This window comes from Streptomyces sp. NRRL B-24572, from assembly GCF_002156145.1.
Lineage (GTDB): Bacteria > Actinomycetota > Actinomycetes > Streptomycetales > Streptomycetaceae > Streptomyces > Streptomyces vietnamensis.
Map to the genome: position 1 here is coordinate 1 of NZ_MWIG01000156.1, position 14,730 is coordinate 14,730.

Annotated in this window: 13 protein-coding genes; 5 read left to right on the plus strand and 8 right to left on the minus strand. The window is 71.3% G+C overall.

All coding sequences use genetic code 11. The features are described 5' to 3' along the window. Positions 1–755: IS5 family transposase (locus tag CCN56_RS09970; protein WP_107484122.1), on the minus strand; the 755-nt coding region annotated here is incomplete at its 3' end. Positions 756–1,200: 445 nt separating this feature from the next. Here CCN56_RS09970 and haaT point away from each other — a divergent pair. The 5 genes from haaT to CCN56_RS10000 all read left to right on the plus strand — a co-directional run bounded on the left by haaT (position 1,201) and on the right by CCN56_RS10000 (position 6,699). Next, positions 1,201–3,972, plus strand: coding sequence for a cyclophane-containing RiPP biosynthesis TPR protein HaaT (gene haaT, locus CCN56_RS09975; protein WP_179199776.1), 2,772 nt, complete (start codon positions 1,201–1,203; stop codon positions 3,970–3,972). Between the two features lie 110 nt (positions 3,973–4,082). Beyond that, positions 4,083–4,262: a HaaA family cyclophane-containing RiPP peptide gene (gene haaA / locus CCN56_RS09980; RefSeq protein WP_086825625.1), complete on the plus strand. Its 180-nt coding sequence runs from the start codon at positions 4,083–4,085 to the stop codon at positions 4,260–4,262. A gap of 13 nt (positions 4,263–4,275) precedes the next feature. Then, positions 4,276–5,436 (plus strand): FxsB family cyclophane-forming radical SAM/SPASM peptide maturase, encoded by a 1,161-nt coding sequence (locus tag CCN56_RS09985; protein WP_086825627.1) that lies wholly within the window; start codon positions 4,276–4,278, stop codon positions 5,434–5,436. 85 nt (positions 5,437–5,521) lie between these two features. Continuing rightward, the gene (gene haaN / locus CCN56_RS09990; RefSeq protein WP_086825629.1) at positions 5,522–5,998 is read left to right on the plus strand and encodes a cyclophane-containing RiPP N-acetyltransferase HaaN; all 477 of its coding nucleotides are present in this window, start codon (positions 5,522–5,524) and stop codon (positions 5,996–5,998) included. 461 nt (positions 5,999–6,459) lie between these two features. Next, the gene (locus CCN56_RS10000; protein ID WP_086825634.1) at positions 6,460–6,699 is read left to right on the plus strand and encodes a hypothetical protein; all 240 of its coding nucleotides are present in this window, start codon (positions 6,460–6,462) and stop codon (positions 6,697–6,699) included. A 29-nt stretch (positions 6,700–6,728) separates the two neighbouring features. Here CCN56_RS10000 and CCN56_RS10005 read toward each other — a convergent pair whose 3' ends face one another. From CCN56_RS10005 to CCN56_RS10035, 7 genes are read right to left on the minus strand one after another with little or no spacing between them, the layout of a single operon-like run. Next, a complete protein-coding gene (locus CCN56_RS10005) occupies positions 6,729–7,541 on the minus strand; it encodes a class I SAM-dependent methyltransferase (RefSeq protein WP_086825636.1) in 813 nt (270 codons plus the stop codon). Between the two features lie 44 nt (positions 7,542–7,585). After that, positions 7,586–8,437 (minus strand): phytanoyl-CoA dioxygenase family protein, encoded by an 852-nt coding sequence (locus CCN56_RS10010; RefSeq protein WP_256961886.1) that lies wholly within the window; start codon positions 8,435–8,437, stop codon positions 7,586–7,588. Further along, a complete protein-coding gene (locus CCN56_RS10015) occupies positions 8,434–10,593 on the minus strand; it encodes a phosphoketolase (protein WP_086825640.1) in 2,160 nt (719 codons plus the stop codon). The genes CCN56_RS10010 and CCN56_RS10015 overlap by 4 nt, the downstream gene beginning before the upstream one ends. Beyond that, positions 10,590–11,762 (minus strand): hypothetical protein, encoded by a 1,173-nt coding sequence (locus tag CCN56_RS10020; RefSeq protein ID WP_086825642.1) that lies wholly within the window; start codon positions 11,760–11,762, stop codon positions 10,590–10,592. Before CCN56_RS10020 ends, CCN56_RS10015 begins: the two co-directional genes overlap by 4 nt. Continuing rightward, a complete protein-coding gene (locus CCN56_RS10025; RefSeq protein WP_086825644.1) occupies positions 11,762–12,472 on the minus strand; it encodes an HAD family hydrolase in 711 nt (236 codons plus the stop codon). The genes CCN56_RS10020 and CCN56_RS10025 overlap by 1 nt, the downstream gene beginning before the upstream one ends. Further along, positions 12,469–13,632: an enolase C-terminal domain-like protein gene (locus tag CCN56_RS10030; RefSeq protein ID WP_086825646.1), complete on the minus strand. Its 1,164-nt coding sequence runs from the start codon at positions 13,630–13,632 to the stop codon at positions 12,469–12,471. The genes CCN56_RS10025 and CCN56_RS10030 overlap by 4 nt, the downstream gene beginning before the upstream one ends. Further along, entirely contained in the window at positions 13,632–14,696 is a 1,065-nt protein-coding gene (locus CCN56_RS10035) for a radical SAM protein (RefSeq protein ID WP_086825647.1), read from the minus strand. The genes CCN56_RS10030 and CCN56_RS10035 overlap by 1 nt, the downstream gene beginning before the upstream one ends. Positions 14,697–14,730: the final 34 nt, after the last annotated feature.

Genomic DNA, 14,730 nt, shown 5'->3' on the forward strand with positions numbered 1-14,730 from the left:
ATCGGCCGGACAAGTCCTAGGCGGCGACTGCGCATCAGGTGGGCGAAGAGACGCTCGACGATCCACCGCTTGGGCAGCACCACGAAGCCGCGCATGTCGTCGCTGCGTTTGACGATCGCCAGGACCAGGGCGAACGTGGCCAGGCAGTACTCAACGAGGCTGCCGGTGTAGCCGCCGTCGGCCCAGACCAGAGCGAGGCGGTGGTGGGCGTCGGCCACTTGATGCAGCAGGATGTGGGCGGCGGTGCGGTCGCCGACATCGGCGCTGGTGACCATGACGCCCAGCAGCAGGCCGAGGGTGTCGACCACGACGTGCCGCTTGCGCCCGTTGACCAGCTTGCCGCCGTCGAACCCGCGGCTGTCCGCGCCGACGACGGCGTCCGCCTTGATGGACTGCGAGTCGATCACGCCGGCCGTCGGCTCCGTATCCCGCCCCAGCTTCTCGCGCACCCGGCCGCGCAGCCGGTCATGGAACTCCTTGACCAGGGCGTTCTCGCGCCAGCGGCAAAAGAAGGCATACGCCCGGTCCCACGGCGGGAAGTCGGCAGGCATCGCCCGCCACTTGATCCCGTTGTCCACGAGATAGCGGATCGCGTCCAGCAGCGCGCGGTGGCAGTATCCCTCCGGCCGGCCGCCGCGGCCGCGCATCCAGCCCGGCGTCGGCAGCAGCGGCCTGGCCTCGGCCCACTCCGCGTCCGTCATGTCCGTCGGGTACCGGCGCTGCCGCTCGGGCCGGTCGGCCGCGTTGCCGTACACGTGCGCGAGGCAATCACACGATGGAGCAGCCGAGTTCGACTGCCCGGCCACCAACACGGAAGACTGCGGCACCGGGGCCTCCTGGTGCTCTATGGATTCGACACCCACGAGCTGTTCAGGAGGTCCCCGTCTTCATGCTCTGGCCACGGCAGGATCACCCGACCGGGAAACCGCGTTCGACCGCCACCACTCAAGATCGAAAAGACAACAGCTTCTCAGAGTTTCCTGAGCGGACTGACTCGTGATTCGACGAGGCTGGATCCGGACCGGCCTTGGCGCGTCAGTGCCCTTGACCGAGTTCGTCTCCACTGATGCCCTTGGGCGGTTGGATGACGAACTCGGGGGGTTTCGTGACGGGGGTTGACCTTGGGACGCTGGGGCGCATGAGTGACACGCCAGCGCCAGTTGGGGAGACGCATCCCCTTCGCGGGTGGACGGCTGACGCATGAGGCTTCGGCGCGGGATCTCGATCGCCGTCGTGGCCGCCGGCGGAGTCGTGACGACCATGCTCGTGGGGCTGGTTACGAACGCGGTGTCCGAGTCGGAGTGGCCGGGGTGGTTGGGGTGGCTGCAGAGGCATGCCTGGTTCTCGTTCGTGCTGCTCGGGGGGCTGCTCGTGGTGATGACGGTGTTGGCCGCCCTGTCAGATTCACGGACGCCCGTGCGGCAGCCCGAGTTGGCGCCCCAGAATGAGGCCGAGCCGCCGGGGGCCGCGCTCGTGTTGCGGGCGCTGCCGCGTGACACCGCGGCCTTCACGGACCGGGGCGCCGAGCTGGCGGCGCTCGTGGGGTCGGTGCGGGCGGCGCAGGAGAGTGGTGAGGCGCTGCCGGTGCATGTGATCGACGGGATGCCGGGGGTGGGGAAGACGGCGTTCGCCGTGCACGCCGGGCATGTGCTGGCGGAGCGGTTCCCGGATGGGCAGTTGTTCGTGAACCTCAACGGGCACACGACCGGGCGGAGCCCTGTGCAGGCCGGCGAGGCGCTGGCGTCGTTGCTGGCGGCGACCGGGGTGCCTGCGGGGCGGATCCCGGCCGGTGATGATGCGGGGGCGGTCACTGAGGCGAGGGCCGCTATGTGGCGTAGCGGTCTTGCGGGGAAGAAGGCGCTGCTCATCCTCGACAACGCGGCCAGCTACCGACAGCTGGAGCCGCTGCTTCCTGGGGCGGGCGACTGTCTGGTGCTGGTGACCAGCCGGAAGCGGCTGGCGGCGCAGGAGGAAGTGGTGCTGCCCGTGGAGGCGCTGCCGGCGGATCACGCTGTCGATCTGTTCGTACGGCTCAGTGGGCGGCCGGCGGCGTCGCTCGACCGGGACGTGGTCGCGGAGCTCGTCGGGCTGTGCGGGTATCTGCCGCTGGGCGTGTCCCTGCTCGCCGCGCGGCTGCGGCACCACCCGTCTTGGGGCGCCGAGGACCTCCGCGAGCGGCTGGTGGCCGCGCGGGATCGGCTGGGGGAGCTGCGGGCCGGGGAGCGGGCGGTGGCGGGGACGTTCGAGCTGTCGTACCAGGACATGGAGGAGGAGCACAGGCGCTTCTTCCGCGGGCTGGGCTTCTACCCTGGGACCGATCTCGACGCCTATGTCGGTGCCGCGCTCGGTGGGGTGACCGTGGCGGAGGCGCGGCGCCAACTCGACGCGCTGTACGACGCCCACATGATCGACGAACATCCGGGGAGCCGGTACCGGCTTCATGATCTGTTACGTGATTTCGCCCGCGGTCTCGCCGACGAGGGAGGCAGCAGTATGGAGCAGACCGAGGCCGTTCAGCGTGTGTGCCTCTACTACCTGGCCGCTCTTGCCGCCGCGAACCGGCACCTCGTCCGAAAAGGCGCGGTCGCAACCCCACCGCCCGACGAGGCCGCCTCGGTGGAGACCCCGCGCATCGAGTCCCGCGCGGCGGCCCTCGGCTGGCTGGAGAACGAGCGGGCCAACGTCCTCGCCTGCATTCGGCGTGCAAGCGGTCTCGCCCTGCACGAGCTCGTCATCCGCATGGCCGCCGCCATGGCCCCGTTCCTGCGGCAGGCCGGCCCCTGGGACCAGGCCGTCGGGCTCCATCGGACAGCCGCCGACGCCGCCCGGCACACCGGCGACCGCAAGGCCCTCGCCGGCGCGCTCGCCGAGCTCGGAGTCGTACGGCGCTTCATGGCCGCCTACCCCGAGGCGGTCGAGGCGCTCAACGAGGCGGCGGAGGAGTACGACGCCGCGGGCGACCCGCGCGGCAAGGCTGACGCGCTGAACCAGGCCGGCATCGTCTGGCTCATGACCGCCGACAACGAGGCTTCCGCCCGCGCCCAGACCGAGGCCCTCGCTCTCTACCGCGAGGTGGGCGACCGGCTCGGGCAGGCCAACGCGCTCGCGGACCTCGGCATGGTGCGTCGGCAGACCGGCCGGTTCGACGCGGCCGTGGAGGCACAGAGCGAGGCGCTGTCGATCTACCGGGAGCTCCACGACCGGTACGGGGAGGCGAACTCCCTCAGGGATCTTGGCGTCGTGCACCGCCTCACGGGCGAGTACGAGCAGGCGGCGCGCCGACACCGAGAGGCGTACGACATTTACGTAGAGCTCGACGACCGAACCCACCAGGCGTACGCGCTCAACGAGCTGGGCGTCGTGAGGAGGCTGACGGGCGACGTCGTCGGTGCCCGGGAGGCGCACGACCAGGCGCTGGAACGCTTCACCGAACTCGGGGAGCGGTTCGGACGCGCGAACAGCATCCGAAACCTGGGGGCGCTGGAGCGCGTGGCAGGCAGTGCCACGGAGGCGGTCCGGATACTGGAGGAGGCTCTGAGCGCGTTCCGCGATCTCGGCAGCCGCGGTGGAGAGGCCGCTTCGCTGAGCGAACTGGGCGCCGCCCGATGGATGCTCGGCGAGTGGGATGAAGCCATCGAGGCGTTCCGGCGCAGTCTGGACCTCCACCGGGAGCTGGGAGACCGGTGCGGCGAGGCCGAGGTACTGAACCACTGGGGGCCCTTGGTACGCGCCTCCGGGGAGGCGGAAATCGCGCGGGAGTACTTCGAGGAGGCCCTCGCCTTGGCTCGAGACATCCGTTCTCCGCTGGAGGAGGCGCGGGCTCTGGAAGGGATCGGCCGCTGCGACTTGATCACGGCCGGGGTGACGCGGGCCGAAGGCCATCTGCGGAACGCCGCCGCCCTCTATCGGCGGCTCGGAGTCGATGCGGCGGCCCAGGAACTCGAAGAGCTGCTCGCCCCACGAGCCGGATAGGCCGGTCGCTACCTGGCCGGAATCCGTATGCCGCCGACGACAACAGCACTGCTACGGTGCCGAGTCGGTCTGTCGCTTCAACCGCCATCGCACACCACGAGGAGCGTTGAATGTCGCCACGTACGCCCATGCTCGCGCCGCCCGTCTGCCCAGAATCCATCGAGGGCAATGCAGTCCTGGAACGGATCGCCACCCGTGTACAGCAGCGACTCGACGAGGAGAAGTCCGAGGCGGACGGCTTCGCCGCGGGGCCTCACGCGGCGTCTCTCATCTGGCCCTGGTGGTTCTGAGCGTCGGCGTTTGATGAACTCGCTCGAAGAGACCGCACCTTTTCGGACCTTCATCCTCAAGGTCGCGAACCGCTGCAACATCGATTGCGACTACTGCTACGTCTTCAACTCCAACGACCAGTCGTGGCGGCACCTGCCCGTCCGGCTTGGCGTGGACGTGGCGAGGAAGGCAGGCCGGCGCATCGGCGAGCACGCCACGGCGCACGGCCTGCCGACCGTCCATGTCGTCCTGCACGGTGGGGAGCCGATGCTGGCCGGTCGCCGCCACGTGACCGAGCTCATCAACGCCGTACGCGAAGGCGTCCCGGCGGAAGTGAAGGTCCGCTTCGAGCTTCAGACCAATGGAACTCTCCTCACGAAGGCGTGGCTCGACCTGTTCGAGAAGTACGGGGTGGTCGTCGGCGTGAGCCTCGACGGGCCCCCGACCGCCAATGACCGGCACCGGCTGACCCACACCGGTCGGTCCAGCTCGGCGGCCGCCGTGCGCGGCATCGAGCTGCTGCGGGAGCGGCCGCACCTCTTCGCCGGTCTCCTCGCAGTCGTGGACCTGGCCAACGACCCTGTCGAAGTCCACGACTACCTGGCGTCCTTCGAGCCGCCGGTCATCGACTTCGGTCTTCCGCACGCTACCCACGACGACCCGCCGCACCGAGACAACCTCGACGTGCCCGAGTACGGGCTCTGGATGAGCCGGGTGTACGACGCCTGGCTCGCCCGGCCCGAGCACCGGCACAGCATCCGGATGCTGGAGGACATCGTGGCGCTCAGCTCCGGCGTGCGCGGTGCGGTGGAGACACTCGGCCTGGCCCCACCGACGAGTGTCGTGATCGAGTCCGACGGGACGATGGAAGCCGTGGACACGCTGCGCTCCGTCGAAGAGGGCGCCTCCCGGCTCGGGCTCGACGTCTTCCAGCACTCTTTCGACGAGGCGTCGCGTCACCCGAAGCTCCTGCACCGGGCAGACGGCAGAGCTGCGCTCGCCGAGAAGTGCCAGAGCTGCCCTCTGGTGGAGGTCTGCGGAGGCGGCTACCTCCCGCACCGCTTCAGCGCTGCCCACGGCTATCGGAACCCCTCTGTCTACTGCGCGGACTTGGAGTACTTGATCCGCCATGTCCAGGACTCGCTGCGCGCGAGCGGGTGGGACGCGTACGCGCCAACCGCGCAGTCTCCATGAGACGGCCGGCCGTAGCGCCGCTGAGGCGTAGAGCGTTGAAGCAGGTGAGCGAAGTGAACGACGATCGAGGAACGAGGAGTTGTACATGACGGTGACGATCCGACCTGCCGAGCAGCGGGACGTCCACGCGGTGGCCGAACTGATCGAGGAGATCGAGCAGTTCTACGGATCGACCGAGATCCAGCCCTTCGAGGAGCGGCGCGCGCAGGTGGAGGAGGCACTGTTCGGCGCCTCGCCGCTGGCCTCGGCTCTCCTGGTCGAGGACGAGGTCGGGGACATCGTGGGGCTCGCCGCCTACTCCTTCCTCTGGCCGGCCGCGGGCTCCACACACTCCTTGTTCCTGAAGGAGCTGTACGTCCGCGACACCCTGCGCCGCCAGGGCATCGGTGCCCGGCTCATGGACGAACTCCGGGCTCTGGCCGCCGCGCGCCCGGGGTGCGGCCGCGTCGAGTGGATGACGGACCGCGACAACCCCGTCGCCCGCGCGTTCTACAAGTCGCTCGGCTTCGCCGAGTTCGATGGGAAGATCGTCTACCGGATCGAGACGACCGGCACGGCGTAAGGGGACGCGGGGCTGTGAAGGAAGAACTCTGCGAACGATGCGAGCTCATCGTGGGATTGGGCTGCTGCTGCCCGGCGAACGGCGCCGCGCCCAGGGCGGAGCGGCCCGCGTCGCCGATTCGGCGGGAATGGCGGGGCTTCCCTGCGGACACCATCCTGATCTCGCCCACGCGATACGCGCACCGGCCAGGGGCTTGTACTCACCTGGAAGACGAGTACATCAAGGCACCTCGGTGGGGATGGATTCCGGACCCGCCGTCCGGGCTCTGGGACCGGCTGAACGTCACCCATCCGGCGACCGCGACAGCGGGCAACACCGGCCGACAGGCTGTACAGAGGTGCAGCTCATGCGAGACGGCGGTGTCGTAGCGGCTCCGCCGTGGACGGTCGCCGGTTCGACTCTGTCGTTGATCTTGTAATGACCCCTGGATCCTGCACGATCACGCTGGGTACGTTGTCGCCATGCTCCCCGAACCGCGCAGCCGTGAAGAGCTGGTCGCCTTCCTGTGTGACCTGCACAAAGAGTTCCGCATCCGTGGCCACGAGTGGGAGAACAACACTCTGGACGACTTCCTTGAAGCGCTCGCCGCGTGGGTGAACGACTCCCCAGGTGCGTACCGTCATGGGGGAGAGCAGATCCCCCATGACGGAGACTGGACCTTCATGGCCCGAGCCCTCCACGCGGCCACCAGCTACGAGTAGAGCGGGACTCCGCGGCTCTCCAGCGTCGCTCAGGGCCTGGTGGCGATGACCGCCTCGGTCCGGATCACCTCGTCGAACCGTCCGGACGGGGCGAAGGCGAGCAGCGCCTCGCGCAGGTCCCGCTCGAAGGCGTCCTTCTTCTCGCCGAGTTGGGCGGGGCTGGAGTAGGAGAGGCTGAAGACCCAGCCGATGACCTCGTCCACGGTGCGGGTCAGGGTGTGGTCCCAGCGCGTGGTGTCGACACGGGAGAACGGGCTGCGGGCGAGGACGTCCTGGTGGCCTTCCTTGGGGTGAGAGTACGTGCCGGAGCCGGCGCGGCGCTCGGGGCCGAGGTAGCGGGTGCGGACCTCGTCGATGACCTGTCGCCAGGGGGCGGGTTCGAGGTCGCCGGGAGCGCCGCCGGAGGCAAGGACGATCGCTCCGCCCGGCTCGATGATCCGATCGAGGTCCCGGGCGACCCGGTCGCGGTCCATCCAGTGGTACGCCGCGCCCATGACGGTGAGGAGGACGGGCCCGATGTCCATCGTCGGGAGGGTGGTGGAGTCCCCCTTGCGCCAGTCGATATTGGTGACGCCCTGCTCGGCGGCGAGGCGGCGGCCCTCTTCGAGCATGCCCTTCTCGGGGTCGACGGCGATGACCTCGCCGACGAGCGGGGCGAGGTCGAGGGCGATGATGCCGGGGCCGGCGCCGAGGTCGAGGACGCGCTGCGTGCCGTCGAGGCCGAAGCGGTCGGCGAGCAGGGTGTAGAACTCGGGCGCGTAGCGGGGCCGGAAGGCGGCGTAGTACGGCGCCGTGGACGCGAACAGCTCTTCGGGCGTGTACGAGGGGGTGGAGGAGGTCACGGGTCCAGTCTCTCGCGGGGGTGCGGTCAGGGTCGGGTGCTCGGTCAACGAGCCGGAGAGGCGCTCAGGTGCTCCCACCAGTTGGTGAGGGGGCGGGCGCCGGAGCCCTCGCGGGCGACGGAACCGTCGGGGTGGCGGTCACGGGCGCCGAGGAGTTGCCGTTCGACGGCGTCGAGGTCCGGCCGGTCGAGAAGGCCGGGGGCGGGGTCATCGACCGCGTTGAGCCACCGGTAGCCGTACTGCATCATGACGGCCAGCCGGTCGTGTCCGGAGCGGTTGAGGCCGCCGGCGTGCCAGGTGCGGTTCTCGAAGAGCACCACGTCGTACGGGCCGATGTCCGGAGTGATCGCGCCGGGCGGGTCGATGTCCCCCTCGGGGACGGTGACGGGTCCGGTGCGGGTGTGGCTGCCGGGCACGAACATCGTGAATCCCGCGTCCGGGCCCGGGGCGGTGAGGAAGTACGCCACCTTGATCGCCAGGCGGGGCGTGTGCTCGGCGCTGAGGTCGGCCACGGTGGAGGACATGTCGCGGTGCCAGCCGTGCCGGGACGGCACGCGGATGGTGCGCTGCTCGTCGGGCAGGGACGGCATGGCGATCAGGTTGCTCGACAGCAGGTGGATGTTCGGGCTGAGCAGGCCGACGAGCGTGGGCAGCACGGCCGGGTTGGCGACGAGCGGCAGGAAGGCGTCGTCCAGGGCGACGACGCCGCGGAAACCGTCCTTGCCGTCGACCGAGCGGTCTCGGCCCACGGTGCGGTCGGTGGCAAGGAGCCGTACGGCGGCCTCGGCCGCGCGGTCGCGGACCTCGGGGGCGAGGGCGCCACGCAGGATGAGGAGGCCGTCGCGGTCGAAGGCGGCCAGCTGCTGCGGGTCGGGTGCGAGCGGGGTGGTCATCATGGCTCCTTCAGCATCGAGAGCGCCTGAGCGGTGAGCGCGGAGGCGGACATGCCGCAGAGCTCCAGCAGCTCGGCGGACGCAAGGGGGCGCCCAGGATCGCGGTAGCCGACCACCCAGACCCGGGCGGCTTCGCCGCGGGCGGCGAGCAGGGCCCGTACGGCTGGTGCCTGCGTGACGGTGGCCAGCAGTACGGGAACGCCGGCCGGGAACAGGTAGGCGAAGGTGCCGTCGGGCAGCGCGGCGGGCCAGGTGTCCGGTTGGCCGAGGACGGTGAGGTCGTTGATGTGCACGTACTGGATGCGCGCGTCAGGCCGGGCGGCGGCGATCTGGCCAGCTGCGGCGGACAGTTCGCGCGCCGCGACGTCCCCGGCGGAGGCGAGGACTAGATCCGGGCCTCCGGGGCCGGGGGTGCTCAGGTGGGGCCAGATCGCGGCGCCGTTCGTCAGCTCCTCGCGGAAGGTGTCCGGCGGGAACGTGAGCGTGTGGTGCTTGTCGGCGATAAGGAAGTTCGCCCGGTCGCGCCCGGTGAGCATGACCGTGAGGGTCGCGGCCGCGCGGGTGGCGTCGGCCGGGGTGTAGACGTGCACGGTGGGGTTCTCGGTCTCCAGCATCGCGGAGACGAGCCCGGGGTTCTGATGGGTGTAGGTGTTGCGCCAACCCAGCGAGGTGATCAGGTAGTTGATGTTCGGCAGGCCGCCGATGCCGGTCGCGGTCCGCGTGCTGCGGTGCTTGAGGTGCTGGACGAGCAGGCTGGTGTTGACCGCGGCAAACGCTTCGTACGTGGCCAGCAGCGCGTCGCGGCCGGTCTCGGTGTAGCCCTGGAGCCAGGCGTGGCAGATCTCCTCGTTGAGGATCTCGCTCGCCCACGCCGGCATCCGGCCGTCACCGCCGTTGGTGTTCAGGCGCAGTCGGTTGGAGGCGGCCTCGTCCGGGCTGAACAGCCGGAAGGCACCGGCGGCGGCGCGCTCGCGGATCACGGCGCTGACCAGCGGCCACGCCTCTTCTCCGCTGACGGTGAGCGGCTCCACCGGTGGCGCGGGGCGGGGCCGGGGCGCCGGGTGTGGCAGCGCCTGCCGTACGAGGTCGGACGGCTGCCCCTGATCGGTGAACAGCTCGGCCGGCTCGTACGAGGCCAGCCAGGCGGCGAGGGCATCGAACTCCTCCCGGTCGCGGGCGGGGTCCTTCAGCGGGGTCTTGTGGACGGCCGGGGTCCCGGCGATCTGGCGGCCCGCGACCTGCTCGGGGCCGGTCGAGCCCTTGGGCATGGTCAGGACGATGACCGGCTGCGGCCGGGCGACACCGAGCGGCCGCAGCCTGGCGCACACCTCGGCCAGGACCGCCCGGAAGCCGGCCACATCGGAGCCGTCGTGGAGGAACGGCTCGTACCCCAGGCCGGTGAAGTACGCGCGCAGCTCGTCCTCGTCGAGCCCGGACAGGATGGAGGGGCCGCCCATCCGCAGGCCGTTGGCCAGCACGACGGGCAGTACGGCGCCGTGCAGCCCGGATCCGAGCAGCGCGCGCCGGGCCGTCCACGCAGCCGCAGCCGCGCCGGTCTCCAGCTCCCCGTCGCCGAGCAGCGCGACCACCAGGCGGTGCGGGGCGTCCAGGACCATGCCCTGCGCGACGGCGAGCGCCGGCCCGAGCTGGCCCCCGGTGTAGCGCACGCCGGGGATGAGCGGGGTGATCTCCCCTCCGTAGGCGCGGGTGCGGGGGAAGCCCGCGGCCAGCGCACGTAGGTCGGCGGCAGACCAGCCCGGGCCGTTGCCGGTCAGGGTGAGCGTCTTCGTCAGGTACGCGTGGGCGAGCGCCGACGGCCCCGCGTGGCCGGCGCCGTGAACGACCAGGACTTCACTACCCGGAGGCCGCCATGCGGTGATCGGGCCCAGGTGGGCGAGCATCCAGTTCACCGGCGGGCACACCCCCCAGTGTCCGCTCGGCAACTCCTTCACGTCCTCCACCCGCAGCGGCCGGGCGGGCAGCACGTTGTCGTTCAGGTACAGCTGCGCGGTGCACAGGTAGTTCAGCGCCCGCCACACGGCCGCCACGGCCGCGTCCGGCACGCGGGCCGCCGCGTGCGATGCGGCCTGGCTCCAGTCGGGGAAGTCGCCCGGGCACGCCACGGCGGCGGGCCCGGGGAGCAGAGCGGTCTCCGTCACCGTGCCGCCCCCTTCCGCGCGGCGACCGCGTCCACGGCGGCGGTGACCCGCCCGGCCCGGATCTCCTCGGTGCCGGCCTCGGTGATCAGGTGGAGGATCTGCGCCTGCTCGTGGACGGGCACCGCGCCCCAGTCCAGCCCGGCCCGTTCCAGGGCGGCGGCCAGGTCCTCGGGCACACTGCGCGGAGTGCGGTCCCGCAGGCCCCGCACCGTCAGTGGCACGCCGGTCACGCCGTCGGCGACGGCCGCGTACAGCACCGCGGCCTGCCCGCGCAGTGCGTAGGCCACGACGGTCCTGGAGCTGCCGGTGGGGAAGGTGACACGCAGCTGGGCGCCGCGCTGGCCGACCGGTCCGCGGCAGGGCAGCAGCAGGAAGTCCCGGCCGCCGATCCGCTCCGGCCGGGCCACCACACGCACGACGTCGGACGCGGCCGGCAACGGGAGCAGGACCACCGGATCCGGGCCCGCCTGGTGGGGCTCGGACAGGAGGGGCGGGCGGGTGACGGCGATGATGCCGCCTTGGCCGACCCCGGCGCGCCGCGCCGCCTTGTGCGTGAAAAGGGTGCGATCGACCGTCGCGAGCAGGCTGTCGGTGAACCTGTGCTTCCACCCGCGCTGCCGCTCGGCGGGCAGGTCGCCGGCGGTGACGAACATCAGGGCGAAGGAGACCGTAACCGGCAGCACGGCGCTGAGCCGGTCCCGCAGGACCCCGAGGGCCTGGTGGAACTGTGCGGCGTTGTCTACCACGGCGGCGAGGATCACCTCGTCGCCGCCGAAGGTCGCCGCGCAGCCGGAATCGAAGGGCTGCTCGCGGAACCACGCGCGGGTCGTGGCCCCCACCGTCGCCATGACCTCGTTGCCGGCCAGGTGACCGTAGGAGGTCGGGTTGGTGGAGTTCGTACGCTCCACGTGGTCCTTCAGCCCGTCGACGTCCCCGATCGCCAGCGCCACCAGCCGTCCCTCGTCCAGGGCGGCGGCCAGGCAGCGCGGAATGTGGCTGTGGAAGTCGGGGAAAGCGACCAGGCCGGTTACCGCGTCCTCCCGGCTGCCCTCGCACCAGGTGCGCAGCGGCAGCTGACTGGGGTCGAACAGCGGCACGGACGAGGTCAGCGGGTCGGGGACAGGGGGTGTTGCCGGGCGGGATGTACGGGACGTACTGGACGGCTCCATCAGCCGGCCACCTCCGATGTGATCGTGCCGGTCGCCGCCCGGGCGGGCAGCAGCAGCGGGAGGGCGTTGAGGGAGTGCAGGCGCGGCGTGCTCGCGGCCGACATCAGCGGCCCGCTCGTGCGGTGCCGGTCCACCCAGGCCGTGTGCCAGCCGGCCGCCGCGGCCCCGCGTACGTCGGCGTTCATCGAGTCGCCGACGTGCAGCAGCTCTCCCGGCCGCAGCCCGCCGGCGTGCTCGACGACGGTGAACGCCTCCCGCTCGGGCTTGATCGCGCCGGTGTGCGCCGAGTAGAAGACTCCGTCCAGCACCTCGCGGAACGCGGGAGGATCCTGTTCGGGCACTGAGGAACCGAGCGCGTTGGTCAGGGCGTACAGGGCGTAGCCCCTCGCCCGCAGCTCGACAAGCATGTCCGGCACGTCCGGGTACAGCCGCGGGTTCTCGGCCCGGCGCCGGGCCCTCTCCAGCACCTCGGTGAGCGGGCCGGTGAGACCGGGCCGCCCAAAGCCGTCCGCCAGCTCGTGGGCGAGGTCGTGCGGGGTAACCAGGCGCCGCTTGGCTCCCTTGCCCATCAGCGCACGGGCCCCCTCCAGGGAGATGCCGAGCACCTCGGCGACCTGGCCGGTCGTGGCCACCGCATCGGGCTGTACCAGCGTGCCGCCCAGGTCGAAGCAGACCGCCCGCACCTCGGGCCATATCACCTGGCCGGTCACGACCCGACCGCCCACACCGGAAGGGGCGAGGTGGTGACTGGCGGCGGGGTGAGCCCGGCCCCGGGGGCGGACGGCAGCATCCCCGACTCCACGACCGTGGCCTCGGTGAACACCTGCTGCCGCAGCGGCTCCAGCGTCAGATGCCACTCCACAGCGGGGACCTTGTCCCGGCAGCACGCGCTGGCCAGCGCGAGCGCCGCCCACAGCCGATCGCCGTGCGGGAACGTCGCCATCCCCAGATCGGCGGCGACCTCGATGGTGTGCAGGGAGCGGGCCAGCCCGCCCGACCAGCCCGGGTCGGTCTGCCACACGTCCACCACCCCGCCGGCCAGCAGCCGCGTCTGCTCGTGCTCGTCGACCGCGTGCTCACCGGCGGCCATCGGCACCCGAACCCCCGCCGAACGCACCTGGGCCCAGGCGAAGCCGCCCGGCGCCAGCAGCTCCTCGGCGAAGGTGACCTCCAGGTCGGCCAGCACGGGCATCAGGGTGAGCGCCTCGTCCAGCCGGCACCGGCGCAGCCCGTCGACCATGAACCTGCCCTCGCCCGCCGCCTCCCTCAACACCCCCAGCACCCGGCCAACTACCCGCGGACCCTGGCGCAGCAGCTCCTTGGTGAGCGGCCACTTCTGCCCCCAGAACCCCTGCTCGGCGATCCACGCCGCCGCCTTCACCGCCTCCGGGTGAGCCGGGTCCAGGCCGAGCGCGGACGCGTACGCCGGCACCCGGACCCGCACCGTGCCGCCCAGCAGCTCCGGCACCGTTCGACCCGAGGCCCGCGACGCCAGATCCCAGCACGCCAACTCAACCGCTGAGGCCGCCTGCCGGGCGTGCGCCCCATGCTGGTGCCGCCCCGCCCGCTGCCGGTAGACGAGCTTGCGCGGCGCCGCCGCATCGTGCCCGACCAGCCCGTCGGCGAGGGTGTCCACGACGAGCCGCGCCACGCTCTCTCCCACGGGCGCGTGCCAGCCCGACACCCCGTCACCCACTACCTCGATCGCGAACCGCATCCGGTGCTCGGGCCACGACGGCCCCGCCGGGGCCACCGCCACGGCCGCGATCTCATCCGGTAGGCCCTCTGGCAGACCGGCCGGCTGCCCGGCCACCGGCCACACCCGCACCGCCCGCACCACCGTCACGGCGCCGCCATCCTGCCCGGCCATCAGACTCGCGCCCCGGTCAGCCGCTCCGCGGCGAACGTGTACGCCCACGGCGAGCGGTAGTTCTGCCACCACTGTGGGCGCAGCCCCGTCTCCGCGAACAGTTCCTCGACCGCTCGGCGCATCGTCAGGTTCCACTCGATCGTGTCCGACCCGGGTGTGCGGTAGACGTCCATGTACGGGTTATGGGCCTGGTACGTCTGGAACCGCGGGAACGTCGTGGTCACCGGCACCAGCCGCTTCAGGTTCTCCACGGCCTCCTCGATCGGGTCCAAGCCAACGATGTACGTGAAGTCCGTGGTGATGCCCCGCTCCTTCGCCGCCCCGAGCGTCTCGACCATCTGGTCCACCGTCAGCGCGGTCTTGGACTGCTTGAGGATGTTCGCCCGGTTGGTGAAGCACTCCACCGTCAGTGTCAGGTGGAACGGGCCGAGCTTGGCGGCCCGGTCCAGGCCCTCCTCACTGGTGAGGACCGACGACAGGAAGTGCAGGGTCCCCTCGCAGCCGGTGCTGCGCATCGCGGCGCGCACGCCCTCCAAGTGCTCCAGGGCCAGGTGCTCGTAGAGGAAGCAGCCGGTGCACACCGTGACGGTCTCGACCCCCGACAGGTCCGCCATGCCGGAGTTCGCCGCGAGGGTGGCGAAGTAGCCGGGCAGGTCGAGTTCGCGGATCGCCGGGTCCGAGGCGCCCTCCAGCGTGTTCGGGCAGAAGGTGCACCCGGTGCACTGGGAGCGCTGGTTCGAGTTGAGGGTGAGCATCTTGGTGCCGTTGCGCCAGTAGCCCAGGACGGCGTCGTCGTCCTCGATGCCGGCGACCGTGCCGACCCGCTCGCCGTGCAGGCGCAGCTCGTGCTCGTCGATCTCGAAGGGCGAGTCCTCGCGGCCCAGGGAGAGGATCAGGTACGACGGGTCGGCTGGCCTCGAGTCCAGTTCCAGCCGAAACCGCATCCGCGGCTTGTCCAGCAGCGAGCGCGCCCCGCAGCTGTTCAGCGCGAGAAGCAGGACGTCCTCGCGGTTGATCTTCCACTCACGGGCCACCTCTTCCAGGTGGCTGACGGATTCGAGCATCGGCTTCCCTCTCTGATGTCTGGTGTCTTGTGCT

What these genes read in the sequence shown, in the direction of transcription:
- haaT (WP_179199776.1), top strand. Translation starts at nt 1,201, where the DNA reads ATGAGGCTTCGGCGCGGGATCTCGATCGCCGTCGTGGCCGCCGGCGGA.
- haaA (WP_086825625.1), top strand. Translation starts at nt 4,083, where the DNA reads ATGTCGCCACGTACGCCCATGCTCGCGCCGCCCGTCTGCCCAGAATCC.
- CCN56_RS09985 (WP_086825627.1), top strand. Translation starts at nt 4,276, where the DNA reads ATGAACTCGCTCGAAGAGACCGCACCTTTTCGGACCTTCATCCTCAAG.
- haaN (WP_086825629.1), top strand. Translation starts at nt 5,522, where the DNA reads ATGACGGTGACGATCCGACCTGCCGAGCAGCGGGACGTCCACGCGGTG.
- CCN56_RS10000 (WP_086825634.1), top strand. Translation starts at nt 6,460, where the DNA reads ATGCTCCCCGAACCGCGCAGCCGTGAAGAGCTGGTCGCCTTCCTGTGT.
- CCN56_RS10010 (WP_256961886.1), bottom strand. Translation starts at nt 8,437, where the DNA reads ATGATGACCACCCCGCTCGCACCCGACCCGCAGCAGCTGGCCGCCTTC.
- CCN56_RS10020 (WP_086825642.1), bottom strand. Translation starts at nt 11,762, where the DNA reads ATGGAGCCGTCCAGTACGTCCCGTACATCCCGCCCGGCAACACCCCCT.
- CCN56_RS10030 (WP_086825646.1), bottom strand. Translation starts at nt 13,632, where the DNA reads ATGGCCGGGCAGGATGGCGGCGCCGTGACGGTGGTGCGGGCGGTGCGG.
- CCN56_RS10035 (WP_086825647.1), bottom strand. Translation starts at nt 14,696, where the DNA reads ATGCTCGAATCCGTCAGCCACCTGGAAGAGGTGGCCCGTGAGTGGAAG.